Source organism: Cupriavidus sp. GW823-FHT07A04 (genome assembly GCF_058794615.1).
The window spans coordinates 350,069-368,736 of the sequence record NZ_JBXAHA010000004.1 but is presented as its reverse complement, the minus strand read 5'-3'; the positions used below and the strand labels follow the sequence as shown (position 1 = coordinate 368,736).

At 65.6% G+C, this 18,668-nt stretch carries 15 protein-coding genes and 1 pseudogene; 5 read left to right on the top strand and 11 right to left on the bottom strand.

Annotated elements, in window-relative coordinates; translation table 11 throughout:
* Window positions 1-257: 257 nt before the first annotated feature.
* The 4 genes from AC1Q7Q_RS09565 to AC1Q7Q_RS09550 all read left to right on the top strand — a co-directional run bounded on the left by AC1Q7Q_RS09565 (window position 258) and on the right by AC1Q7Q_RS09550 (window position 4,502).
* Window positions 258-1,439, top strand: coding sequence for a CaiB/BaiF CoA transferase family protein (locus AC1Q7Q_RS09565; RefSeq protein ID WP_492370428.1), 1,182 nt, complete (start codon window positions 258-260; stop codon window positions 1,437-1,439).
* A 47-nt stretch (window positions 1,440-1,486) separates the two neighbouring features.
* Window positions 1,487-2,458, top strand: coding sequence for a Bug family tripartite tricarboxylate transporter substrate binding protein (locus tag AC1Q7Q_RS09560; RefSeq protein ID WP_492370429.1), 972 nt, complete (start codon window positions 1,487-1,489; stop codon window positions 2,456-2,458).
* Window positions 2,459-2,467: 9 nt separating this feature from the next.
* A complete protein-coding gene (locus AC1Q7Q_RS09555; protein ID WP_492370430.1) occupies window positions 2,468-3,244 on the top strand; it encodes an enoyl-CoA hydratase in 777 nt (258 codons plus the stop codon).
* 166 nt (window positions 3,245-3,410) lie between these two features.
* On the top strand, window positions 3,411-4,502 hold the full coding sequence (locus AC1Q7Q_RS09550; RefSeq protein WP_492370431.1) for a porin: 1,092 nt from the start codon (window positions 3,411-3,413) through the stop codon (window positions 4,500-4,502).
* 440 nt (window positions 4,503-4,942) lie between these two features.
* Here the strand turns inward: AC1Q7Q_RS09550 and AC1Q7Q_RS09545 are convergent, their stop codons facing one another.
* Window positions 4,943-7,522 carry a penicillin acylase family protein gene (locus AC1Q7Q_RS09545; RefSeq protein WP_492370432.1) on the bottom strand — a complete coding sequence of 860 codons (2,580 nt, stop codon included), beginning with the start codon at window positions 7,520-7,522 and terminating at the stop codon, window positions 4,943-4,945.
* Between the two features lie 440 nt (window positions 7,523-7,962).
* Window positions 7,963-8,250 carry a hypothetical protein gene (locus tag AC1Q7Q_RS09540; protein ID WP_492370433.1) on the bottom strand — a complete coding sequence of 96 codons (288 nt, stop codon included), beginning with the start codon at window positions 8,248-8,250 and terminating at the stop codon, window positions 7,963-7,965.
* Between the two features lie 294 nt (window positions 8,251-8,544).
* Here AC1Q7Q_RS09540 and AC1Q7Q_RS09535 point away from each other — a divergent pair, with 294 nt between their 5' ends.
* Window positions 8,545-9,366: a CPBP family intramembrane glutamic endopeptidase gene (locus AC1Q7Q_RS09535; RefSeq protein WP_492370434.1), complete on the top strand. Its 822-nt coding sequence runs from the start codon at window positions 8,545-8,547 to the stop codon at window positions 9,364-9,366.
* A gap of 95 nt (window positions 9,367-9,461) precedes the next feature.
* Here AC1Q7Q_RS09535 and AC1Q7Q_RS09530 read toward each other — a convergent pair whose 3' ends face one another.
* The 9 genes and pseudogenes from AC1Q7Q_RS09530 to AC1Q7Q_RS09490 all read right to left on the bottom strand — a co-directional run bounded on the left by AC1Q7Q_RS09530 (window position 9,462) and on the right by AC1Q7Q_RS09490 (window position 18,602).
* Complete coding sequence (locus AC1Q7Q_RS09530) at window positions 9,462-10,535, bottom strand: FUSC family protein (RefSeq protein ID WP_492370435.1); 1,074 nt, start codon at window positions 10,533-10,535, stop codon at window positions 9,462-9,464.
* A gap of 218 nt (window positions 10,536-10,753) precedes the next feature.
* Window positions 10,754-12,901, bottom strand: coding sequence for a 3-hydroxyacyl-CoA dehydrogenase NAD-binding domain-containing protein (locus tag AC1Q7Q_RS09525; RefSeq protein WP_492370436.1), 2,148 nt, complete (start codon window positions 12,899-12,901; stop codon window positions 10,754-10,756).
* A 14-nt stretch (window positions 12,902-12,915) separates the two neighbouring features.
* Window positions 12,916-14,097 carry a thiolase family protein gene (locus AC1Q7Q_RS09520; protein ID WP_492370437.1) on the bottom strand — a complete coding sequence of 394 codons (1,182 nt, stop codon included), beginning with the start codon at window positions 14,095-14,097 and terminating at the stop codon, window positions 12,916-12,918.
* Window positions 14,094-14,483 carry a Zn-ribbon domain-containing OB-fold protein gene (locus AC1Q7Q_RS09515; protein ID WP_492370438.1) on the bottom strand — a complete coding sequence of 130 codons (390 nt, stop codon included), beginning with the start codon at window positions 14,481-14,483 and terminating at the stop codon, window positions 14,094-14,096. The genes AC1Q7Q_RS09520 and AC1Q7Q_RS09515 overlap by 4 nt, the downstream gene beginning before the upstream one ends.
* A gap of 52 nt (window positions 14,484-14,535) precedes the next feature.
* On the bottom strand, window positions 14,536-15,540 hold the full coding sequence (locus AC1Q7Q_RS09510; protein ID WP_492370439.1) for a tripartite tricarboxylate transporter substrate binding protein: 1,005 nt from the start codon (window positions 15,538-15,540) through the stop codon (window positions 14,536-14,538).
* A 204-nt stretch (window positions 15,541-15,744) separates the two neighbouring features.
* Window positions 15,745-16,681 (bottom strand): annotated as a pseudogene (locus AC1Q7Q_RS09505) (HipA N-terminal domain-containing protein).
* 2 nt (window positions 16,682-16,683) lie between these two features.
* Window positions 16,684-17,055: a helix-turn-helix domain-containing protein gene (locus AC1Q7Q_RS09500; RefSeq protein WP_492370440.1), complete on the bottom strand. Its 372-nt coding sequence runs from the start codon at window positions 17,053-17,055 to the stop codon at window positions 16,684-16,686.
* A 112-nt stretch (window positions 17,056-17,167) separates the two neighbouring features.
* A complete protein-coding gene (locus AC1Q7Q_RS09495; protein ID WP_492370441.1) occupies window positions 17,168-17,542 on the bottom strand; it encodes a CzcE family metal-binding protein in 375 nt (124 codons plus the stop codon).
* Window positions 17,543-17,675: 133 nt separating this feature from the next.
* On the bottom strand, window positions 17,676-18,602 hold the full coding sequence (locus AC1Q7Q_RS09490; RefSeq protein ID WP_492370442.1) for a LysR substrate-binding domain-containing protein: 927 nt from the start codon (window positions 18,600-18,602) through the stop codon (window positions 17,676-17,678).
* Window positions 18,603-18,668 lie beyond the last annotated feature (66 nt).

The window sequence follows — 18,668 nt, the reverse complement described above, 5'->3', positions numbered from 1 at the left end:
GCTTCTGCCCGATCCACTTCTCGATCGCGGGCGCAGTAGCTCAAGTGTAGCGCGTACCGCACGCCGCTAGGAGGGGAATGCGCCACCGTCTGCAGCCGAGCGCTGCGGAATTCACTTCAGGCCGCCCCGGCCCTCACCATGGCTTCACCGGGCCGTTCGAATTCGGCGAACGCTTCCTTGAAAACTATGAACTGGCCCGCCCCGGGGGCCGCCGATACACTCGCCCGCACCATAACGAATTGTCTTGCGGAGACCCCATGCTTCATCAGGCCCTGGCCGGCATCAAGGTGCTGGATTTGTCCCGGATACTGGCCGGCCCGTGGTGCACGCAGAACCTGGCCGACCTGGGCGCCGAAGTCACCAAGGTAGAACGCCCCGGTCACGGCGACGACACGCGCGGCTGGGGCCCGCCCTACTTGCACGCGCCCGAAGGCAGCGCGGGCGGCAATAGCGAGGCTGGCCTCTCCGCCTACTTCATCTGCTGCAACCGCGGCAAGCAATCCGTGGCCATCGACTACGCCACCCCCGAAGGCGCCGCGCAGATCCGCGAGCTTGCGCTGCAAGCCGATGTGCTGGTGGAGAACTACAAGGTTGGCACGCTGCGCCGCTACGGCCTGGACTATGAAACGCTCAAGGCGCTCAACCCGCGGCTGGTCTACCTGTCGATCACCGGCTTTGGCCAGAGCGGCCCGATGGCGGACAAGCCCGGCTACGACTATGTGTTCCAGGGCATGGGCGGGCTGATGAGCTACACCGGGCACCCCGACGGCGAGCCTGGCGCAGGCCCGCTGCGCACGGGCGTGGCGGTGGTGGACCTGACCACCGGCATGTATGCCACCTCGGCGGTGCTGGCGGCCTTGCTGCGCCGTCACGCCACCGGCGAAGGCGAATACCTGGATATCGCCCTGCTCGACGTGGCAGTCGCGCTCAATGCCAACCAGGCCTCCAACTACCTGGTGTCCGGCAAGGCGCCGCAACGCAGCGGCAATGCGCATCCCAACTGCGCGCCGTACGAAGTCTTCCGCTGCGCGGATGGCCACCTGATCCTCGCCATCGGCAACGACGCGCAGTTCGCGCGCTTCTGCGAAGTGGCCAGCCTCGGCGCGCTGGCAACGGACCCACGCTACGCCAGCAACTCGGGGCGCATCGCCAACCTGCCGGCGCTGCGCAAGCTGCTCACCGACGTGTTCCCCACCCGCGACCGGCAGAGCTGGACGCAAGCCTTCGACGCGGCCGGCGTGCCATGGGGCCCGATCCACTCCATGGCAGAAGTGTTTGCGCATCCGCAGGTCGCGCACCGCCAACTGGTGCAGCAAGCCGAGCACCCGGTGCTTGGCCGCGTGCCGATGATCCGCAACCCCATGCTGGCCGGCAGCGGTGCGCGAGCACTGGCGCCGCCGCCGCTGCTCGATGAGCACGGCCGGCGCAACGGCAGCTAGTGCCGGCGCGCACCGACACCTAAAAAGAACCCATCCGGAGACATCGCTTGAACAAACGCATCATCGCCACCACCCTGCTCGCTGGCCTGAGCCTTGCCAGCGGCGCGTACGCCTCGGCCTACCCCGGCAAACCCATCAAGCTGATCGTGCCCTACGCGGCCGGCGGCACCACCGACATCATCGCGCGCATCGTCGGCACCCGGCTCGGCGTCGTGCTCAAGCAGCCCGTCGTGGTGGAAAACCGCCCTGGCGCGGGCGGCGCCGTAGGCAGCGCCTATGCGGCCAAGCAGCCTGCGGACGGCTATACGCTGGTCATGGAAGTGGAAAGCTCGCACGCGGTCAACCCCAACGTGTACGCCAAGACAGCCTACGACCCCGTCAGGGATTTCGAACCCATCAGCAACCTCGCCGACGTGCCCAACGTCCTGGTGGTCAACCCGGCCTTCCCGGCCAGCGACCTGCCCGCCTTCATCAAGCTGCTCAAGGCCAACCCGGGCAAGTACTCGTTCGGATCGTCGGGCAATGGCGGCCTGAGCCATATGAACGGCGAGCTGTTCATGAACGAGACTGGCACCAGGATGCTCCACGTGCCCTACAAGGGCCTGGGCCCCGCGCTCAACGATGCGGTGGCAGGCCAGATCCAGGTGGTGTTCGACAACATTCCCTCCTCCTCCAGCCTGATCCAGGGCAACCGCCTGCGCCCGCTGGCGGTGGCTGCCAGGCAGCGGCTGAAGGTACTGCCCAATGTGCCAACCTATGCCGAGGCCGGCCTGCCGGCCATGAACAATCCCTCCTGGTTCGGACTGGGCGCGCCCGCCGGCACGCCGGCGGCTATCCTGGACAAACTCAACGACGCAGTGCGGCAGGTGCTGGCCGATCCCGAAGTCGTCACCGCCATCGAGAAGCAAGGCGCCATTCCAGCACCGATGACGCGCAAGGCATTCGCCGAGCTGATCCGCGGCCAGAACGCGCACTGGAAGAAGGTCGTCGAAGAAATCCATTTCACAAAACTGCAGTGAGACCACGTCATGAGCCAAGCAGATAACAAGCCATACGCCGGCATCGAGATCAATGCGCTCGGCATCGCCACCCTCACCATCCGCGAGGCCGGCTCGCTCAATATCCTGAGCACGCCGGTCATCGCCGCACTGACCCAGGCCGTGGCCGAGCTCGCGGCCCGGGACGAGATCCGCGTGCTGATCGTGCAAGGCGCCGGAGAAAAAGGCTTTATCGGCGGCGCCGACATCAAGGAGATGGCCGCCCTGACCCGCGACAGCGCGCAGCGCTTCATCAGTGGCCTGCGCGGCCTGTGCGACGCGCTGCGCCACTTCCCCGTGCCGGTGATCGCGCGCATGCCCGGCTGGTGCCTGGGCGGCGGCCTGGAACTCGCGCTGGCCTGCGACATCCGCGTCGCCGCGGACAACACCCACGTCGGCATGCCCGAGGTCAAGGTCGGCATTCCGTCGGTCATCCACGCTGCGCTGATGCCCCGCCTGATCGGCAACGCCCGCGCCGCATGGATGCTGCTGACCGGCGAGATCTCCGACGCGCGCGAAGCGCTGGCCTGGGGCCTGGTGAGCAAGGTGGTGCCGCTAGCCGAACTGGACGCCGAGGTCGAACGCCTCGCCACGCTGCTGGCCGGCTTCGGCCCTGCCGTGGTGCGCCAGCAGAAGCGGCTGTTACGCGAGTGGGAAGAGGCGCCGCTGGATGTGGCCATCAACAACAGCGTGGCGGAGTTTGGCAGTGCCTTCGAGACCGGGGAGCCGCAGCGGTACATGAACGAGTTCTTGCAGCGCAAGCGCTAAGCGGTACGCGGGAAAAAGGGGCCAAGGGAGCCGGGACGGACTGTTCGCCGGCAGGAACAGTCTGTTCCGGGAACTCCCTTTTTTGCATTGTCCTTATGACGCTACATTGACGCCGCTGCGATGCCCGAGCCCATGGGGCGTCGCAAATCATAAGGAAATCAACGCAATGAAATCTCGTGCATGGCTGGCGCTGTTGCCGCTCATTCCCGGCGCCGCAATGGCGCAAGGCAGTATCACGCTTTACGGCGTGGTCGATGCCGGCATCGAATACCTGAGCCACGTGCCCAACGCCACTGGCGGCAGCGACTCCACGGTGCGCATGTCCACCGGCAACCTCTCCACCTCGCGCTTCGGCCTGCGTGGCACGGAGGACCTGGGCAACGGCCTCAAGGGCGTATTCGTACTGGAGAACGGCTTCGACCTCGACACTGGCAAGGTCAACCAGGGCGGCCGCCTGTTCGGCCGCCAGGCCTTCGCCGGCCTGCAGGCCCAGTACGGCACGCTGACCCTCGGCCGCCAACAAACGCTGCTGTACGATCTCTCGTCGGCGTTCGACCCCATGGTCATCTCGACCCGCTACTCCCTGCTGATGCACGACAAATGGATGTCAGGCCGCGCCGACAATGCCATCAAGTTCACCGGCACCACTGGCGGCATCTACTACGGCCTGCTCTACAGCACCGGCTACGACAGCACCGCCGGCGGCGAAATCGCAGGCGCATCCAAGGCAGGACGGGAATGGAGCGCCAGCCTGGGCTACACCAGCGGCCGCCTGTCCACGCGCGTGGCCTACGACGAAGTCCGCGGCAGCACGGTCACGCTGCAGGACAACCGCGAGCGCCGCGCCGCCGTGGCCGCAGCCTATGCCTTCTCGTCGGTCAAGGTGCTGGCGGGCTACCGCTACTACCGTGGCGACTTCACCACCAGTTCCCTGCGCACCAACCTCTACTGGGCCGGCGTGCAGTACCAGGCCACGCCAGCCATTTCGCTGACCGGCGCTGCGTACTACACCGACGTGCGCAACTCCTCGGCCGATCCGCTGAGCTTTGTGTTATCCGGCACGTACGCGCTGTCCAAGCGCACCGATCTCTACACGATCCTCGCTTACGCGAAGAACCGTGATGGGTCTGCGATGGGATTGTCCGGGTTCGGGCCATCGCTGAATGCCAATGCGACGACGCTGGTGAATACCACGGAACAAGTCGGGGCCGGGCAGAGCCAGGTGGGGGCGATTGTGGGCGTGCGGCATCGGTTCTGAGCCGTTTTTCCTGCAGCGGGGGCTGTGTCGGCATCGCCGGTCTGTTCGCCGCCGGGCGCATGACCGACAGTGAGGGCTCCCATTTCATGGTTGCCTCTTGTCTTGATCAAGCACATACCCAAGTTTTGGCACGGTGCGGATGATGTGTGGCTGCCCGCCGGCGTGACTCAACTTCCTGCCCGTCCTGTGACTTCCCCTTCGTGCCCACGCGTTTCACGACCTGGCGCAGCAGAAGGTGATCGACAAGGCCATGGCCGACAAGAGAAAGGCGAAGCTCGGGCCGGCCAGCGGCGCGCAGCCAATGCTGCCGCTGGCGAAGAGACACAGCGGTCATCCCTGAATCCTGGCGGGTGGCGAGCGTATCGGCATGACGAGGCCAGATCGATCGCATCGCCACCGGGTCCGGCGCCGGCGGTCAGCCTGAGGCCGCCAGCCACGAGCTATCGCGGTGCGACCGTGACCCTTTCCTCGCTGCGCGTATGGCGCGCGACTTCGCCCGCCTCCAGGCGCAGCGGCTTGCGGCCAAAGCCCGTATAGAGGGCGAGCTGGTCGCTGTAGTGCGGTGAGCGGGTGCCATCTGGCGCGACGAACCCGCTCTGCCCCGGTGCCACCACATCCCATGCCTGCGTCTTGCCGGCAGCGGCGGCACTGCCGAACACGATCAGGTCATTCTCCGTCCCGCGATTCTGGTACTCCGGCACACGGATGGCTTCGGCCGCATCCGCCTGCGGAATGCCGAAGAAGTTGTTCGCGCGGAAGGTGAGCATCACGGCTGGCGGTTGCCAGCGGGCGATATCGTCCCCGTACTTGGCCGACAGCGATGTCCAGGTGTCGCCCAGTGCGGCGCGAATGACATCGTCTGGCACAGCGCCGCCAAACAGGTCCACGCGCTGGGCAATGGCCGAGCGAGATCCCAGCAACGCCTCATAAAGAACCTTGCTGCCCGTGCTGAGGTTCAGCGAGCCGGTGGGCCCATCCTGCGTCGTCTCATAGCCGCTGGCCATGTACCACTTGTCGAAGGGCGCGGGAACCGCCTTGACGACGGTCCTTGCCAGCATCGACGTGAGCCAGGCGTTCATGATGGCTGAGCCGGGCTGGGCATACGTTCCGGTGTCGCGCGGGTCGTCGTTGATGCCACTCCAGCCCGCCAGCGTATCGGCGAGGCGGCGGCGCGGATCATCGGCAGGCAGCGCCGCCGCGGCATTGCGGATGAATGGCAGGAAGTGCCGCACGTTCAGGTCCGAGCGGCTGGTGTCCTTCAGGATCTGCCAGGCATCGTCGCTGTCAAGCGTCGCGTGCGCCTCGATGCGATGCTGGATTTCGACATTGCGGTCCGCTGCGCCCCACAGGAAGGCAAACAGATCAGAGGCCGGGTAGCCCTTCTCAGGCGAGTTGTTCCAGTTGGCGATATAGCCGGAGCGCGGGTTGTAGACCTGCGGGTTGGTGGAGAACGGCAGCACGCCGCGCCAGTCCCATTCCCCGGTACCGGGCACGGGCAGGCGCGGGTCATGGCCCGTCCGACGATGTGGATAGGCGCCGGTGTGTGCGTATCCGATATTGCCCTGGCGGTCCGCGTAGTACCAATTGATGGTCAGGGCCTGTCGTGCAGCCTGGGCCGTCCAACTCTTCCAGTCATGCGCCTGCGCCTGATGGGTCCACGCCAGGAGCGACTGCACTTCCTTTCCGCTCCAGGCGCGTGCCTTGGCATAGGCAGTGTGCGTGGCGTCGTCCCGCTGCATGACGATGCCGTGCACGGTGCGGTAGACGTCGAGTATAACGGGCGCGCCATCCTTGACGTGGATGATCTCGGCGCGCTTTTGCATCTGCACCCACTTGCCGTTGTGCCAGTAGAAATCAGGCCGAGCGGGGTCAACGCGCTCGGCGAACATGTCGATGTCGTCGCCGAAGCCGGCGGTCGATCCCCATGAGATCTTGCCGTTGTGGCCAAACAGGATGCAAGGGTAGGCAAACGGCGTATTGCCGACGATATCGAAGCCCGCGCCATGCAGGCCGATACCGTAGGTGTAACCCGGGTTGAACCAGCCAAACTGTGGCCCGTTGAGCATGATCGCCTTGGCGCCGCGCGCACGCTGCTTGCCGATCACCCACATATTGCTGGTGGTCGGGAAGCCGGCAGGGCCGTTGGCGCCGCTCTGCGCATACTGGGCGAACACGGTGTCGCGGTTGGCCTGCGCGTCGAGCGCGAGCAGCATGCCGTCGTCGCCGCGCGCGGGCCGCTCCGCCATCGGCGGCGGTCCGTCGTAGCGTGGCAATGCGTAGGCAAGTTCGCCGGTGCCTGCCGGGGCGCCGAGCCGTATCGGGTAAGTACGCTCGCCGGCCGCGATGGTGGTGACCGCCTTTGGATTGACGAGCCACTTCAACTGCGTGAACAGATCCATGCCACGCGCTTCACCATACTGGTCTTTCAGGGCAGTAAGCAACGCCAGGTTGTCCACCTCGCTGGTGCTGTCGGAGAAGCGGTTCGCCATGGTACCGACGAACACCATCGCCACGTCGAATGCGCTCCAGTCTGACGGCTTGAAGCCCGCATCGTTGAACTGCTTTGGCATCAAGGTGTCAGGCCGCGCACGGACTTGCGCGATCCACGCATTCATCCCGGCGGCATAGCCATCGAGGATGTCACGCTCCCTCTTCGGCAAGGCCGCGATTTGTTGCTCGATCGCCGCGGGCCAGTAATTGCCGCGCGTTGCCAGGTCGAACTTGACGAACTTCTCGCCCAGCACCTCGGCCACCGTTCCTTGCGTGCTGCGCTTTGCCATCTCCATCTGGAACAGCCGGTCTTGCGCGACGGCATAGGCATAGCCATAGAAAAGTTTGTAGGCGGTATCCGCGTAGATATGCGGCACGCCATACTCGTCCCGCTTGATCACGACCTGCTGCGCGGCATGGGACGAGGCCGCATGCGCCGTCGCAAGACCAATGGGAATATCCGCGATGCCGCCGAGGGCGAGGATGACGGCAGTCGATGCAAGGCGGGCAAGGCGGGGGCGCAGGGTCATGATGTCTCCGGGGTCTTTTTTTCTTCATGGCGCCGGCACATCCTAAAATAAACCGACCGGGCGGTCAATTAATAAAGACGCATCTGCCCATGCATCGATGTCGCGTATAGGCAGCAGCGAATCGCTGGTAAGCGACGCTTGGCAACCGGGCGGAAACTAGCCGAGTTGTGGAGGCGGGAACAGGATTAAGCGGCTTCGCTCTCGTGGAACCGCTTTTTCAGGGACGTATCCCAGTCCGGAAGGAACGAGTCGAAATGGAACGTCCTCGCCCATGAAATGCAGTCAGCGTCACGTCCAGGATCGGTGACAGACGGTAATTTGCATCGTTGAAGCGGCAGTACCCTGGCGCGCCTGGCGGAATGCTTGCGAAGTCATCCCGACTCGCCCACCAAGGTGTGCGCTCGGGCTCCGGAGCGGCGGGAAGATGGTGCCTCTGACCCCTAGGGCAAATTTCTGCCGGGAAGTGAAGGCGTTCTTCCGCGTGCGCCACTGGCGCGCACTGCTTGTCGGTTGACGGCTCGCGTGCGGTTCCTGTCCCGGCCTGCTGCATTGAGCCCATGGCTGTCGGGCAGGCTGCGGCCGCCCAGGTGATTGTCGGCGCGGCCACCGAAAGCACCGATCCTCACTTCCTCACCCATCCCCCCGACAACATGCTGCGCCTGGGCGGCTCCCGAGGTCGCCGCCAGCGTGGAAATCGCCATCAGGGCAAACGAGTAGATCTTGTTCATGCGAATTTCCTGCGTTTCATTTTGTACGGCATACCGCTCTATTGGCGGCCGGAGTCTTTTGGGGCTCGGGGAGCATAGTGCGACGGGCCTCCCTCGGTTGTAATCAATTGTTAGTACCTGGCAGGTGCGAGGGCGAAAAGCCACAATGCACGCCCCGTGGCGTGCTGGCCCGGCTAGTGCGCCTGCCTTTCACGTCATTTTCGAGCGGCTGACTCTACAGAATCGCGATACCGCTGCCGTTAATGGAGACGGCCGTCTACAACAAGCCCTTCGCCCCGAAAGATCTCGCGATCCATGAATTCCAACCGGCCAGACCAGACCCGACCGATTAGCTTCCAATGGGCGCTCGCGCTCACCTTCGTGGCCTGGTTTGTCGAGGTGATATTGACCATGTTGCTGCGCCCGGCCTTGCTGCGCAACGGCATGCAGCCAATGGCCGCCGCCAGCCTGATTCGCGTGGCCTGCTATGGGCTGGTGTTCAGCACCTTGCTGCATGCCAGCGGGTTGAGCTATCGCAAGCTGTTCCACGAGGGCAGCGCCAGCGTGGCGGCCACGCTTGGCCTGTTGGGCCCGCCGATCCTGCTGATGGTGCCGCTGATCCTGCTGCTGGACGGACTGGCCATGGTCGGCATAGAGGCGCTGTTCCCATTTTCCGCCGATGATGCGCGCATGATCACGGAGATGACGAGCGGGGGCATTGGCATCTGGGTGCTGGTGTGCGTGATCGCGCCGTTCGTTGAGGAGATGTTCTTCCGCGGCATCCTGCTGCGCGGCATGCTCCGTCGGTACGTGCGTGCCGATGCCACCGTGTATTCGGCCTTCGTCTTCGGCGTGGCGCACCTGAATATCTACCAGTTCGTGATTGCGTTCGCCATCGGGCTGTTCGCGGCGGCGCTCTATTGCCGCACGCGTTCGCTCTGGCCTGGCATTGTCCTGCATGCGGGCCTGAACACCGGCGTCATGATCTCAGCCGCGATGGCGCCGGAAAGCACGGCGCTCGAAGCGCCGGTCGGCGTGTGGGCGTTAGCCGTTCCATTGGGGCTGGCCGGGGCCTGGATGCTACGCCGGCTGCTCTGGTACCCGCGTGGCGTGGGTGCGACCGAAGGCCAATCCTGACATCCCGATTTCTCCCTGCTGGCAATCCACGAGGCCGGCGCCCCGGGCAAACCTCATCACCGGCGTCGAGGCCACCGGTGAACACCAAAGCAGGCTTAAATATTCCATCGATCCGCGATGGCCGCCAGACGCTGCCTGAGATCGTCGAACTCGCCGGACAAGCGCAGCGTCAGCGAGACATAGCCAGCCCATTGCGGCGCAACGGTGCCCGCAATTCGCGCAAGCGAACAAGTACCACGCGGCGCCAGGCGCGCCACCACGCCATGGGTCAACGCGCGCGCCATGCCGATCAGCATGGCGCTGATGCGGCGGTTCTCTTCGGCAAGATGGTCGCGCACGAATGCCTTGGCCTCTTCGTCGTCAACGCGCGGGCGCGTGGCCGCGAGCACTTCCAGCAGGCTGATGCACACGCGCATGCCGTGCTGGATGGCTTCGAGCTGCTCCATCGATACGTTGATCTCCTTGGCCACCGACGGCATCAGCGATCGCAGCTGTACCAGCAAGCTGCCTTGCAGCACCATGGCCTGCTGCAGTACGGCCCGGTCGAAGCCCGCGTCGTTGACGATGGCCGCGTGCATCCTGGCGCAACTGCGCAGGGCCTCGGCCAGCTTGTAGCGCCACGTATAGGTGGCGTGCAGTGGCAGCGCGAAGGAGAACAGCAGTGCGATCGCGATGCCGATCAGCACATCCGCCGCGCGCCAGAGGCCGTCCGCAATGGCGTTCTCGCCATGGCCGGCGACGATAAAGATGGTAATGGCGGAGAGCAGCGCCACGTAGCCGCCCTTGCCGATCGCGTGATACGCACAGACGGCGCAAGCGATCACGATCAGCGCGTAGCTGAGCAATGGCGCGTGAAAATACGATTGCTGCAGGATGATCACCAGCCCCGCGCCCGCGCCGATCAGCGTGCCGAGCGCACGCTCGGCCGCCTTCTTGCGGATATTGCCATGGTGCTGCAGGCCGCCGATGACCACCAGCAGCGTGATCGATGCCCATTCGCCATGGGGCAGGTGGATGCCGGTGGTCAGCGCGATGGACGTCAGCAGGCCAAGCGCTACCCTGGCTGCATGAATCACCTTGGCATGGCGGTAGCGCCGCGCCGGATCCAGCACCGGGCGCAGCACACGGCGCAGCCACGGATGGACACGGGAAAGCAGCATGCTGGTCATGCTGGCCCGCCGGCCTGCGCGATGCCTTCGTCCATGCGCTGCAGCAGGTATGGGAAGAAGGGGTTGAACGACATGCGGATCAGTGCATCCAGGCTGACAACAATGAAAGGCTGGGCGCAACCGCCCGGCTGGCACCAGCAAAAACTACGCTAGTGTCCTCCGCCTTCCACCGTAAGGCAACCGGTGCCCGGGCACACAGGCACGCGCCTTGCGCCATCTCAGCCTGCGGCGAAGGTCTCGCGCCCCTGCGCCACCAGCCGCACCAGCAGTGGCGCCGGCGTCCAGTGCTCGCCGTGGATGGCATTCAACGCCCGGATCTTGTCGAGCGTGCGGCCCAGGCCGATGGTCTCGGCATGGAACATCGGCCCGCCGCGCCAGGCAGGAAAGCCGTAGCCATGCACGTACACCACGTCGATATCCGCGGCACGCTGCGCGATGCCCTCCTCCAGGATGCGCGCGCCCTCGTTCGCCAGCGCGAGCATGCAGCGCTCGACGATCTCCTCGTCACTCACCTCGCGGCGTTCGATGCCGGCTTGCGCCGCGCAAGCGCGGATCAGCGCGTCGACCGCCGGATCGGGTAGCGGCGCGCGGCTGCCGGCTTCGTAGCGGTAGTAGCCCGCATTGGTCTTCTGGCCGAAGCGGCCTTGCTCGCAGATGCGATCGGCCACCTTGGAGTAGCGCAGGTGCGCGGGCCGCGTCGGCGCGAGCCGCTTGCGCGTGGCCCAGTTGATATCCATGCCGGCAAGATCGGCCATGGCCAGCGGGCCCATGGCCATGCCAAAGCGCGTGAGCGCGCCGTCCACCTGTTGCGGCGATGCGCCCTCCTCCAGCAGGAAGCCGGCCTCGCGCCAGTATGGCGTGAGCATGCGGTTGCCGACAAAACCTTCGCACACGCGCACCAGCACCGGGATCTTGCCGATGGCCTGGGCCATCTTCATGCAGGTGGCGATGACCTCCGGCGCGGTGCGCTCGCCCTGCACCACTTCCAGCAGCTTCATGACATTGGCCGGGCTGAAGAAGTGCAGGCCGATCACATCTTGCGGGCGCGAAGTGGACGCAGCGATGACGTCGATGCTCAGGCGCGAGGTATTGGTGGCGAGGATGGCGCCGGGCTTGCATAACGCGTCGAGCCAGGCGAACACGGCTTCCTTGACCGCCATGTCCTCGAAGACCGCTTCGATGACCAGGTCGGCGTCCGCCAGGTCGGCATCGGCCAGCGTGGGCGTGATGCATGCCATCCGCTGCGCAATATCCTGCGCCGTGAGCTTGCCCTTGGCGGCCGTGATCTCGTAGTTGCGGCGGATCATGGCCAGCCCCCGATCCAGCGCGGCCTGCTGCTGCTCCAGCAAGGTCACCGGAATGCCGGCGTTGGCAAAGGCCATGGCGATGCCGGCGCCCATGGTGCCGGCGCCGAGAATGCCCACCCGCGCCACCGTGCGCAGCGATGCGCCTGCCGGCAGTGCTGCCACCTTGGGCGCCTCGCGCTCGGCGAAGAAGAGGTGGCGCAGCGCCTTCGATTCCGTGCCTGCCACGAGCTGGTCGAAGCGGACACGTTCGTCGTCGAGACCGGCGTCGATCGGCAGGCGCGTGGCGGCTTCCACGCACGCAATGGCGGCGCGTTGCGCCAGCGCATTGCGCGCCTTGGCGTTAACCGCCGCGCTGCGCACTGCGAAGTCCACGCCAGCGGCATCGGCACAAGGCTTGCGCGCGATCACAGGATGGGCGCCCGGCAAACCCGCCACGCGCTCGGCGAAGGCCACGGCCGCGGCCAGCGGCTCGCCGTCGATCAGTGCATCGGCCATGCCGAGCGCCACCGCCTTGTCACCACGCACGGGCTTGCCGCCCTGGATCAGCGCCAGCGCCGCCGGTACGCCAATCAGGCGCGGCAGGCGCTGCGTGCCGCCGCCGCCCGGCACCAGCCCGAGGTTGACCTCCGGCAGCCCCAGGCTGGCATCGGCGCTGGCGATGCGGTAGTGGCAACCGAGCGCCAGTTCCATGCCACCGCCCAGCGCCACGCCATGGATGGCGGCAACCACCGGCTTGGCCGACTGCTCGATGCGCGCGATCACCTGGCGCAAGGTGGGCTGCGCGCTGGCAGCCGGCGTATTGAACTGGCGGATATCCGCGCCGCCGCAGAACACCTTGCCGGCGCCGAGGATCACGATTGCCGTCACAGTAGCGTCTTGCGTGGCCTGGGCGATGCCGTCGAACAGACCAAGGCGCACGGTGTCCCCCAGGCCGTTCACGGGCGGGTTGTCGAGCAACAGGATGGCGATGCGGCCCTGGCGGCCGTATTGCACCGTAGGCACCGTAGGCACCGTAGCGGTGAGCGAGGTAAAGGCGGATGCCGAAGAATGGGAAGTCATGGGATTGCTCGGGCTCAAAGCGAGGTGGAGAGAATGGCCGTAGCCTGGCTGGACAGCACGCCGCCATTGCCATGCACCAGCGCAATGTCCGCGTCCTTGACCTGGCGGGCGCCCGCCTCGCGGCGCAGCTGCGTGACGGCCTCGATCACCAGGAAGATGCTGTACATGCCCGGGTGGAGGCAGGACAGCCCGCCGCCATTGGTGTTCATCGGGAACGCGCCGCCCGGCTCGATGCGCCCACCGGACACGAAGGCGCCGCCCTCGCCCTTGGCGCAGAAGCCGAGATCCTCCAGGAACAGGATCGGGTTGATGGTGAACGCATCGTAGAGCTCCACCACGTCGATATCGTCCGGCGTCAGGCCCGCCTCGGTGAATGCCCTGCGCCCGGACTCCACGGCGGGCGTGACCGTCACATCGTCCATGCAGGAAATCTGCCGGTGCCAGTGAGCGTGGCCGCAACCCAGCACATACACCGGGCTGGCATGCAGGCCGCGCGCGCGGTCGGCCCGCGTGACCACGAAGGCGCCGGCGCCATCGGTGACCAGGCAGCAATCACGCACCGTGAGCGGGTCCGAGATCATCTTCGCGTTGATGACGTCATCCACCGTAAGCGGGTCGCGCGAGAACGCATCGGGATTGAGCTGCGCCCACCTGCGCGCGGCCACGGCCACCTCAGCCAGTTGCGTGCGCGTGGTGCCGTACTGGTGCATGTGGCGCGCCGCGGCCAGCGCATAGCTGCTGGGCGGGTTGAAGGGCTTGTACGGGTGCTCGTAGGGCTGCGGGTCAAGCTCGGCCCGCATCTGGTTCTGGCGCGAGCTGCTCGGCACGCTGCGTGGCGTGCTGCCGTAGCAGATCAGTACGTTGTCGCATTCGCCCGCCTCGATCGCCATGGCGGCAATCTTCAGGTCGGCGATAAACGACGAGCCGCCAAACATCGTGCTATCGGAGAATCTCGGCCGGATGCCGAGGTACTCGGCCATGCGCATCACCCACCACGGCGAGGTGAGGCTGGAGGTGATGATGCCGTCGATCTCCTGCATGCGCAGTCCGCTGGCCTTCACCGCGGCATGCGCTGCCTGCGCGATGATCTCCTGCTCGGTACGCCCGCCGGCGTGGCCCAGGCCGGCCAGCCCGGTGCCGAGGATGGCGATGGCGCCGCGCTGCGAGCCGGATGTGCCTCTGGTGCTACCCATCATTGCGTCTCTCCCGGAGTGAATACGAGCAACGGCCCGGCTTCTTCGTGCGCGATCTGCACCTGCACGCGCATGCCGATGCGGACCGCATCCGGCGCGACGCCGGTGATGCGGCTCATCATCCTTGGCCCTTCGTCCAGGTCGACCAGGCAGACGTTGTAGTCGCCCTCCCTACGGCGCACCGTGGTGGTGGAGTACACGGTGCCGCGGCCCGAGGGCGCAAGCCATTGCAGCGTATCCGAGCCGCAGTGCGGGCAAAGCACGCGTGGAAAGAAGTGCCACCGGCCACAATCCGCACAGCGGGGAATGACGAAGCGGCCCTGGGCCAGTTGCCCAAAGTAGAAGGCGTCCGCGCCCTGGGCATCCTGCGTGGATGATTCGTCATGCATCGGTATGGCTCCGCCCTTGCTCGTTCACCGGCTCGTTCACCTGGCCGCCCACTTACTCGTCCACCTTCACGCCGGTAACCTGGACAGTGCGCTGCCACTTGGCCACCTCGGCCTCGACGTACTTTCGGAATGCCGCCGGCCCCAGCGTGCCCGCGGCTTCGGCGCTTTGCTTGCGCAGCTTGGCCGCCATCTCCGGCGAGCTCATGATGCGGTTGGCCTCCTGGTTCAGCCGCGCCACGATCTCCGGCGACGTGCCGGCCGGCGCGTACAGACCCAGCCAGGTGTAGAGGTCATAGTTCTTGAAACCGGCTTCGGCAATGGTCGGCAGATCGGGAAACAGCTTGCTGCGCTCCGCGCTGGTGACCGCGATCGGACGCAGCTTGCCGGCCGCGATAAACGCCGACACGCTCATGGAATCCTGGAACACCATCGGAATCTGCCCCGCCACCACATCGTTGGTCGACGGCGACGCGCCCTTGTACGGCACATGCACCAGCGGCACGCCCGCCACCTGCCGGAACAGCTCGCCGGCAAGGTGCGTGGAGCCGCCGACCCCGGCCGAGCCATACGGCACGCTGGGCTGCGATTTAGCCCACTTGATGAACTCCGGCAACGTCCTGGCCGGCACCGATGGGTTCACCACCAGCATGTTCGGCGCCTTGGCGATCAATGCGATCGGCTCGAAATCCTTCACCGGCTGGTAGCGCACGTTCTTCTGCACGGCCGGCCCGATCACATGGCCGGTCGCACTAAGCAGCAGCGTGTAACCATCGTTGGGCTTGCGCGCCACATACTCGGTAGCGATCTGCCCGGCAGCGCCGGGACGGTTCTCCACCACAAAGCTCTGCTTGAACGCCTGCGACAGTTCGGCCGCCAGCAAACGCCCCACGATATCGGTCATGCCGCCGGGCGCGAATGCCACCACGATGGTGACAGGCTTGCTGGGATACGGGTCCGGTTGGGCCAGCGCGGGCGCGCAGGCTGTCAGGGAAATCAGGGAACTAAGGGCGCTGCCGCACAAGGCGAGCAGGCGCAGGCGGGCCTGGATGGATTTCACGGTGTCTCCGGTCTTTCGTTCTTGTGTGCCGCCGCCTGGTCGACAAGAGGCGGAGAACGCCGCCATCGATGGCTTGGGGCTGCCGGCCAGTATATTTTTGTGGCCGGAGCCCGGCCATCCGAAAGATTCGAATCACCGGTTCGTGGAATTGGAACGCTCGGGGGGGTGGTTATCAAAGCCGGCGGGCGCTTGGCAGTTGCTCCGCTATGCCCGCATTCCGGCCAGCTTGCGGGACTGCCGCCGTACGCCGTCGAGAATTGCGTCGGCCAGGTCGGCGGGGAAACCTGCAGGCAGGCTGGCCGCGGCCGTGGACAGCACCAGGTCCGTTGCGGCGATCAGTTCCTGGATAAGCGCTTCGACGCTCTGCGTGCTCAAGCCGACCTGCCGGCCTTGTGCAAGCCAGTGCCTGCGGCGTATCTGCCCGATCAGGTAGTCGTTCTCGTTACCGCGAACCGCCATGGCCAGCTTCGCTTTCTGCGGCGCGACCTGGTTGCGGCCGGGCCCGATGATTGGGTGAGCCGAAAGCACATCGTAGAGCGGCGTGGACTGGTAACTGCCGCGCGGCCGTAGCGCAATGCTGAAATTCTTCGCATGGCCGTCTGTCGCGGCAAGTAGCCAGAACACCAGTTGCGCCTTGAAGAAATTGCGCCTGTCCTTGCGCCCCCGCAATCGATAGGCGTAGCTCGTCGTCGCCATCGTAAGCACCCAGTGGCGCGGCGCTCGTGGTGTCGCGAAGCACGCGTGCGACCTGCGCTTCAGACAATGGCCTGCCGTTGATCGTCGTCAGGTCGACTGGCGCATCCCCCTCCTCCAGCAACTGCAGCGCGCCAACGCAATCGCGCCCCAGCACGGCTAGCAGTTCGAACGGCGTGACGCCGCCGGTCCGGTAGCGTTGCGCGAGGCGACGCCGGATGGCATCGCTGTCCGGCAGCAGATTGTCGAAGAAATCGGTGACGATGCGGCCCTCGTAGGACGCATTGGCCGGCAGGAATGGGAGGGACAGGGAAAGCGGGCGCCCTTGCTTGTCCTCGATCCACTCGTCAAAGTAGGTCAGCGACTCCACCTGCGCGCGCTCCCAGATGCCGACCGGGACGCCGTTCATCCAGATCTGCAGCCTTTGCTTGTGTGAGCGGCATCCCATGCCTACCAAGCCTCGCGCCGCTTCGGCGCGGTGGGCGCGGTCGCCTTCGCGCGCTTGGGCTTGGCGCAGGCGGCGCTATCTTGCGCCACCAATGCAGTCGCCGCGGTGCCTTGTCCCGGCGCCGACTGATAGGCGCTGGGACGCATGGCAGCCTGTGAGGCTACCGGACTCAATACCAGTTCCACCCCAAGAACTTGCAGGGTCCGGTAGAGACGCTCAATACTGGCCGCGGCGGGGTTGGCCTCCAGTTGGGCGTAGGACTGCTGCGTGATGCCCAGCTTGGCGGCAACCTCCGCCTGCGTCAGGTGACTGGCCTTGCGAAAGCCTTGCAGGATGGGACGTAGCTGGCTGATGGCTTTGATGGGATAGTCCATGGCGATATCCGGCACATGTTATTTACCCAACAAACTATAGCTTGTAAAAACAGAATACAGGTTAAACAATGTAAATTGAAAATACAATCTATGTACTGTATTCCATCCAAGCTCATCCTCCGGTAAACAACTGGCTCGGCGCGATGTACACCCGGATCCCCTTGGCCTGCGCCACCTCAGGGAAGATGGTCCTCATATCGACCGAGGTCCCGCCAATGGCCTCCAGGAACGTCCAGCCAACAGTCTTGTCGCCGGCGCGGAAGGCCACCGATTCGCCGGATGCCACGTTCACGTAGTTCATGCCCGGGACCAGCGTGACCGTGCGGGTCGTCGTGCTCACGTCGGCGGGACTGCCGAACAGGGCGGCGACACGGGCGGCTTTGGTGGCCGGCGTGGGCGCCGTGGCGCTCCAGGCGGAGGGACTCGCAGAGGCGATGCTGAGGAGGGCGAGTGCCAGAGCGGCGGCGAGCGTTTGCTTCTTGTTCATCGTTTTTCCTTGTGCCTACCCTTGTCAGATCTGGGTACACGAGGAAAGTGTAGCGACGATGAATCTATTCTAAAAATGATATATTCATCGTGCATTCAGTCGCTTTTTTCATACTCAGTGGTGACGCCGGCAACTACGCGACCGGGGCGCCATCCTCGCGCGTGGCGGCAACACGCGGATCATTGAGCAGGAATTGCACGAACGCCGCCGTGAAGGACGGCAGCTTGCCTTCGGCGCGCACGATCAGGTTCAGCTCGCGTCGGGCCCAGGTTTCCGCCAGCCGCACGCCGGCTATCCGGGCTTCGCGCAGGGCCGCCGCGGCCACGCTGCGCGGTACCAGCGCCACGCCCACGCCGGCTTCGACCAGCGACAACGCAGCCTCGAAGCTGTGGGCGTGCAGCCGCACGTTGGGGCTTTTGCCGGCGCGCTGCGCCATGTCGCGCAGGAAGAGGAAGTTGCTGCTGCCGCGGCTCATGCAGACGAAATCGAAATCCAGCGCGGCGCCGAAGCGCAACTCGGCCTGGCGCGCCAGCGGGTGGCCGTTGGGCACCGCCAGGATCAGTTCGTCCACCGCGTAGCGCACAGCGCGCACGTCGCTGGCATCGATGTCGCCAGCCAGAATGCCGATATCGGCCTCCTGCGCGGCCACGGCGGAGGGAATCGCCTGGCTGGCGCGCTCTTCCAGGTCGATGTTGACGTCCGGGTTGGCCGCCAGGAAGCGGCTCACGCTGGGGATGATAAAACCGTTGAGCGAGCTGCTGTTGGCCAGCAGCCGTATATGGCCCTTGAGTCCGGCGGAAAAGCGCCCGACCTCGCCATGCATGCGCTCCACGCCGCGCAGCAGTTCGCGCACGTGCACCAGCAAGGTCTCGCCGGCAGGGGTGAGTTCCATGCCGCGCGCGCTGCGCACGAACAGGGCCGTGCCCATCGCGTGTTCGAGATTCTTGAGGCGGTAGCTGGCGGCGGATGCCGTGATGTGGATAGCGGAAGCACCGCTGGAAAGGCTTTGTGCTTCGGCAATCGCCTGGAACAGGCGCAGGTCGGTGAGTTCGTAGCGCACTGTGTCTCCGGGGTCCGTCTTCTTGTTTCGCTGGTTGCCACTTGAGGCGGCACGCGAGACAAAGCA

What these genes read in the sequence shown, in the direction of transcription:
- AC1Q7Q_RS09540 (WP_492370433.1), bottom strand. Translation starts at nt 8,250, where the DNA reads ATGAACAAGATCTACTCGTTTGCCCTGATGGCGATTTCCACGCTGGCG.
- AC1Q7Q_RS09565 (WP_492370428.1), top strand. Translation starts at nt 258, where the DNA reads ATGCTTCATCAGGCCCTGGCCGGCATCAAGGTGCTGGATTTGTCCCGG.
- AC1Q7Q_RS09555 (WP_492370430.1), top strand. Translation starts at nt 2,468, where the DNA reads ATGAGCCAAGCAGATAACAAGCCATACGCCGGCATCGAGATCAATGCG.
- AC1Q7Q_RS09500 (WP_492370440.1), bottom strand. Translation starts at nt 17,055, where the DNA reads ATGGACTATCCCATCAAAGCCATCAGCCAGCTACGTCCCATCCTGCAA.
- AC1Q7Q_RS09535 (WP_492370434.1), top strand. Translation starts at nt 8,545, where the DNA reads ATGAATTCCAACCGGCCAGACCAGACCCGACCGATTAGCTTCCAATGG.
- AC1Q7Q_RS09520 (WP_492370437.1), bottom strand. Translation starts at nt 14,097, where the DNA reads ATGATGGGTAGCACCAGAGGCACATCCGGCTCGCAGCGCGGCGCCATC.
- AC1Q7Q_RS09495 (WP_492370441.1), bottom strand. Translation starts at nt 17,542, where the DNA reads ATGAACAAGAAGCAAACGCTCGCCGCCGCTCTGGCACTCGCCCTCCTC.
- AC1Q7Q_RS09525 (WP_492370436.1), bottom strand. Translation starts at nt 12,901, where the DNA reads ATGACTTCCCATTCTTCGGCATCCGCCTTTACCTCGCTCACCGCTACG.
- AC1Q7Q_RS09530 (WP_492370435.1), bottom strand. Translation starts at nt 10,535, where the DNA reads ATGACCAGCATGCTGCTTTCCCGTGTCCATCCGTGGCTGCGCCGTGTG.
- AC1Q7Q_RS09550 (WP_492370431.1), top strand. Translation starts at nt 3,411, where the DNA reads ATGAAATCTCGTGCATGGCTGGCGCTGTTGCCGCTCATTCCCGGCGCC.
- AC1Q7Q_RS09545 (WP_492370432.1), bottom strand. Translation starts at nt 7,522, where the DNA reads ATGACCCTGCGCCCCCGCCTTGCCCGCCTTGCATCGACTGCCGTCATC.
- AC1Q7Q_RS09515 (WP_492370438.1), bottom strand. Translation starts at nt 14,483, where the DNA reads ATGCATGACGAATCATCCACGCAGGATGCCCAGGGCGCGGACGCCTTC.